The sequence below is a fragment of the Candidatus Frankia nodulisporulans genome (assembly GCF_902806475.1).
Classification (GTDB): domain Bacteria; phylum Actinomycetota; class Actinomycetes; order Frankiales; family Frankiaceae; genus Frankia; species Frankia umida.
The window spans coordinates 1-4732 of record NZ_CADCWS010000293.1 but is presented as its reverse complement, the minus strand read 5'-3'; the positions used below and the strand labels follow the sequence as shown (position 1 = coordinate 4732).

At 69.0% G+C, this 4732-nt stretch carries 5 protein-coding genes; 3 read left to right on the top strand and 2 right to left on the bottom strand.

Translation table 11 applies throughout. The features are described 5' to 3' along the window. Window positions 1-322 precede the first annotated feature (322 nt). From G6R24_RS18370 to G6R24_RS18360, 3 genes are all read left to right on the top strand, one after another. On the top strand, window positions 323-886 hold the full coding sequence (locus G6R24_RS18370; protein ID WP_225438704.1) for a nucleotidyltransferase domain-containing protein: 564 nt from the start codon (window positions 323-325) through the stop codon (window positions 884-886). Window positions 887-1216: 330 nt separating this feature from the next. Beyond that, on the top strand, window positions 1217-2578 hold the full coding sequence (mdoC, locus tag G6R24_RS18365; RefSeq protein WP_163550441.1) for a glucans biosynthesis protein MdoC: 1362 nt from the start codon (window positions 1217-1219) through the stop codon (window positions 2576-2578). Next, entirely contained in the window at window positions 2575-3249 is a 675-nt protein-coding gene (locus G6R24_RS18360; RefSeq protein WP_163550440.1) for a hypothetical protein, read from the top strand. Before mdoC ends, G6R24_RS18360 begins: the two co-directional genes overlap by 4 nt. 404 nt (window positions 3250-3653) lie before the next feature. On the opposite strand, the gene G6R24_RS18355 is transcribed toward G6R24_RS18360, so the two are convergent. Together G6R24_RS18355 and G6R24_RS18350 are read right to left on the bottom strand one after the other, a co-directional pair. Next, window positions 3654-4001, bottom strand: coding sequence for an indolepyruvate ferredoxin oxidoreductase subunit alpha (locus G6R24_RS18355; protein ID WP_163550439.1), 348 nt, complete (start codon window positions 3999-4001; stop codon window positions 3654-3656). Window positions 4002-4300: 299 nt separating this feature from the next. Then, window positions 4301-4732 (bottom strand): zinc-binding dehydrogenase (locus tag G6R24_RS18350; RefSeq protein WP_163550438.1); only part of this gene is annotated, 432 nt, incomplete at its 5' end.

Below are 4732 nucleotides of genomic sequence, written 5' to 3'. Positions count from 1 at the left end.
TGGGCGGAGTGGTCGGGCTCTGCGGATCGTTCTACTAAAAGGAATCTAAGTAGCTGGACTCTCGCAGGCCCACGACCTGCGCAGATGCGACTTCCCGGGTCCAGTAACCAGGATTCCGATTAGTACTTGTTTACCGTCCGGCTGATCGGATCGGAAGGGAGGGGCGTCCGGCATAGCCAGCGATCTGATCCCGCGGGCGTCCCGGGCGAGGTGATCATGCTTTCGATGCGGCTGGTAGGTTCCGACCGGTGAGCGAGCAGCGGGCCGGTGGTATCAAGCTGTCACCGGCCGACATCGAGGCCCTGGGTGCCAGGTGGTCATCGTGCTGGACCCCGGTCAGGTCGCTCAGCACCTGACCGGGGTGACCGTGCCCTGGTGTGTGGCCGCCGGCTGGGCGCTGGATCTGTTCCGCGGCACACAGACCCGTGCGCACGGGGACCTCGAGATCGCGGTCCCCGCCGGGGATTTCCCCGAGATCCGCGACCGCTTTCCCGGATACGCCTTCGACGCGGTCGACAGCGGCTGGATCTGGGAGAACGCCACACCGGACGTGTTGGCCGTCACCCACCAGACCTGGCTGCGCGATCGCACCACCGGCGACTACCTGCTGGACGTGTTCCGCGAACCCCACGACGGCGACACTTGGATCTGCGGGCACGACCCGACGATTCGCTTCGCCTACGACGAGATCATCCAGCGCACCCCGGATGGCATTCCGTACCTGGCACCCGAACTGGTCCTGCTGTTCAAGGCCAGGCACGCCCGCCCCAAGGACCAGGCGGACTTCGAGGAAACCATCCCGTACCTGACGTCGGCCCAGCGCCGTACCCTGGCCCGGCTTCTCGCCGAGGTGCACCCAGGACACCGCTGGCTGGCGAACCTGTAACTCCCGTTCCCCCACCTCCGCTCCGTGCCGAGAGCGGGGAACGGAAGGTCGAGGTTCGGTTGTGGTCACGCCCTCGGATGGGGAAGTAGTTCGGTCGGGTGCCTGCTTAGGTCGACCTGAGTCTGTTGTGAGTCAATAGCGGTACCGGTGGTTCGGCGTCCCTATTGTCTGTCCTGTGCTGATCTGCGGGCCGGGGGCCGGCGGGTGGGGCCTGCCAGCGCCGTTGGTGGTGCCCGCCACGGCGGGGGTCCGTGTGGTCGGCGCGACGGGACCGGCCCGCGCGACCTGGCCTGGCGCGATCTGGGGCTCAGGAGAACTGGGGACCAGACAATGAAGGAAACCACCGCACCCCCTGCGGGTGACGTCCATTACCACCATCTGGACGCGCTGCGCGGCATGTTCATGCTCGTCGGGGTCTTCGTACACGTCTCGACGCTGGGGCATGACCGCGTGTTCCGCGGCATCGCCTATGCCTCCGGGCTGTTCCGGATGCAGGGCTTCTATCTCATCTCCGGTTTTCTGTCGGCGATGCTGATCGGCAAGTACGGGGCGGCGCGTACCGTGCGGCGGCGGGTGGCCGCGGTGGGGGCGCCGCTGCTCTCCACACTGGTGCTGTTCAACCCGGCGACGCTGTGGCTGACCTACAACTTCCACAACGATCCGAACGTCTCGTTCCCGGGTTTTCTCCGTGGGCAGACCATCCCGCATCCGCAGGGCGAGCTGCACTGGACGCTGCACCTGTGGTTTCTCATCGTGCTGCTCGTCTACGTGCTGTGCACGCCGGCGGTCGTGGTGATCCTCTCCCGGGTCGTGCCGACGGCGGCGTTCCGGCAGGCGACGGCGGGGCGGCTGCGCACGATGACGACGATCGTCATGGCGATGCTGGTGTTCACCATCGTGCTGCGTGGGGGACGCCGGGCCGTCATCGAGCCGGTGCTGGGCACCGGGACCGTCGGCGAACTCGCCCGGTTCACCCTCGAGTTCCTGCCCTACTACTGCCTCGGGGCGCTTCTCTACCTGGACCGGACGCGGCTGCTGGCCCATTTCCAGCGGCCCGCGCCGGTGCTGCTCGCGGTGTCCGGCCTGGCGCTGCTCGCCGGTGACCGGGGGTGGGTGGCGCAGCTGGGGACGGGCACCGGGCTGGTGCTGACCGACACGGTGTTCTCGATCGCGCTGGTCGCCACGATGTTCGCCGTCGGCGCCTGGCTCGTCCCGGGGCCGCATCCGGCCGCCCGCTATCTGGCCGACGCCTCCTACACCGTCTACCTGTTCCACTTCTTCTTCATCTACGTCCTGGCGACGTTGTTCGGGTTCGACACGTCGCTGCACTGGCCGACGATGCTGCTGCTCGCCCTGCTGACCATCGCGGTGACGCTCGCCATCCACCAGTTCCTCATTCTGCGGTCGGCGTTCCTGCGCAAGATGTTCAACGGCAAGTTCCCGGCGCGGGCCGGTGGCTCCGGGCGTGCTGCCGCTCCCGCCGCGGGCCCGGAGCATCAGGTGGCGCGGCCGGCGGCGGGGGCGGGCTATCACGTCGAGTTCGGGGACGGCGAGTTCGGAGATCCGGAGAGCACCCTTCCCCTGGCCAACGGGCGTGGCGCGCTCGCGGATGCCGAACGGACCCAGCGGCTGACCTGGGTCTACCAGCCGCGGATCGCCCCCGGACAGTCCGGGAATCGGGGCTACCTGTGAGAGGTGAGGGCGCGCGGATTCCCGGGCGGGTGGTCGTGATGGTCATGCTCGCCGCGGCCATGGGGCTCGCGGCGGCGGGCTGCGGCCCGTCCGATCAGGACGGTGCCGCCACCGAAGGTTCCCCCGCCAGCGCGACGCCTGCCGCGGCGGTGACCACCGGTGCGGCGCGGCCCACGGTGGCCGTGGGGTCCGCCGGGCCTGCCGGGCCCACCGCACTCGTCGGGGTGCGGGCGGGCATCGACGGATCGGGCGGGAGTGTCTCGGTACACGCCGGCTCCGCCACGGCGGCCCACTCGGCCAGGCCGTCCGCGCCGCGCCCGGACGGTGGCGGCGACGGCACGGCCAGCCGCGGTACGGGTGCGGCGCCGGGTGGAGGGCAGGCAGCGGCCGGCGCGCCGCCAGCTCCGGCCGCCTCACCGCTGTACATCACCGGACCTCGCCATGACGCGAACAGCCCCGGGGAGAACCTGCCGCAGCGCCGGGCCCAGGCCCAGGCCAACAGCCCCACCGAGCCGCTGGTGGCGAGTGGCTCGCCGCCACCCCCGTTCGTCGCCCCGCTGTGCGGTCCGCCGCAGCGATGCATCGGCGATCCGCCCCCTACCCGGGCGTCGCCGCCCGCGCGGACCCCGCAGCAGCCGCCGCCCACCCCGAGCCCGTCGCCTCAGAACTGACATGTCCGTCGCGCCGGAACGCGACCGACCGGTTCCCGTGTCGAGCTTTCTTCGCGATTCGGATAGCCGTTTCGGGTCGGTGCGGCGATCCGTGTTCTGGCCGCCGAGTTCGGATGAGGTAAGGTAATGGTAACCAAACTCGCCGGAGGGAATCCGTCGGATCAGGCGGGCGGCCGGGTTCTCCGGGTCTCGCGGCGGGCGGCCGGGCCCGGCGTGGGGGGTGAACGCCGGGGCCGGCCTGGGTGCGGGTCGCCGTGAACGTGTCCCGCCCATCCCACGGGCCGTGGGAGAACACGGCCCGAACAAAGGCAACACCAGGAACGCCGCCACGTCGCGGTGCTGCCGACATGGCGGTCTACCAGCCGGCAGACGGGTCTGGCCGGATGGCTGTCACACCCCGGGGGTCACTTTTCGAAAGCGGCGACGAACGGGGTGTCCGCAGCGATCTTTCCGTTGGCCTTGACGAAACGGGTGGCGCCACCGGGCTCGCCGATGGGCTCGTCGCGCCCGGGCAGGACGTCGCTGAAGAACGAGGCCTCGCTGTCGAGGAACTCCTGGTCCTTGGCCTTGATCCGGTCGTCGCTGAGAACCGCGCCGATCGGGCAGGAGACGGCGCAGGCGCCACAGTCGGTGCACTCGTCCGGGTGGATGTACATCTTGCGGTCACCCTCGTAGATGCAGTCCGCGGGGCAGCCCTCGAGGCAGGAGCCGTCCTTGACATCGATGCACCCGGACATGATGACGAATGCCATGGTGAATCCTCATTTCCGATCGACACGTACGGGCGATGGCCGCGTGGCCGGTCATCCCGTGGCTGGCCTACGACTTCGTTCCGGCGGGCGCCGGTCGGAGTGGGAATGCCGAACGGCGAACCCGAGAGGAATCGTAACGGCCGAGTCGGTTTCGAAACGTCGTCGCGTGTGAATGTCAGGTTAACAAGACGGCGACGGGAGAATAGTTTTCGGCGGGCACTGGGAAATCGCCAGGGAGAAGGAAAAGGAAAACGGCGAGGATATCTGTCGGGACAGGTTTATCCTCGCCGTTTTCCTGGCTACGCCTGGTCGAGGGTGGCGACGTCGATGACGAAGCGGAAGCGCACGTCGCTGCGTACGACCCGGTCGTAGGCCGCGCCGACCTCGTCCGCGCCGATCACCTCGACCTCGGCGCCGAGCTGGTGTTCGCCGCAGAAGTCGAGCATCTCCTGGGTCTCGCGGATACCGCCGATGTTCGAACCGGTGAGAGTACGCCGTCCGACGATGAGGGAGAGGAGGTTCAACGAGCTCGGTTCGCTGGGCACGCCGACGTTGACCAGCGCACCGTCCAGGCGCAGCAGACCCAGGTAGGCGTCCAGGGGCAGAGACGCCGAGACGGTGTTGAGGATCAGGTCGAACGAGCCGCGCAACGTCGTGAACGTGCTCTCGTCACTGGTGGCGTGGAAGTGGTCGGCGCCGAGGCGAAGACCGTCCTTCTCCTTCGCGAGGCT

Coding starts and splice junctions, on each gene's coding strand:
- mdoC (WP_163550441.1), top strand. CDS start 1,217: ATGAAGGAAACCACCGCACCCCCTGCGGGTGACGTCCATTACCACCAT.
- G6R24_RS18355 (WP_163550439.1), bottom strand. CDS start 4,001: ATGGCATTCGTCATCATGTCCGGGTGCATCGATGTCAAGGACGGCTCC.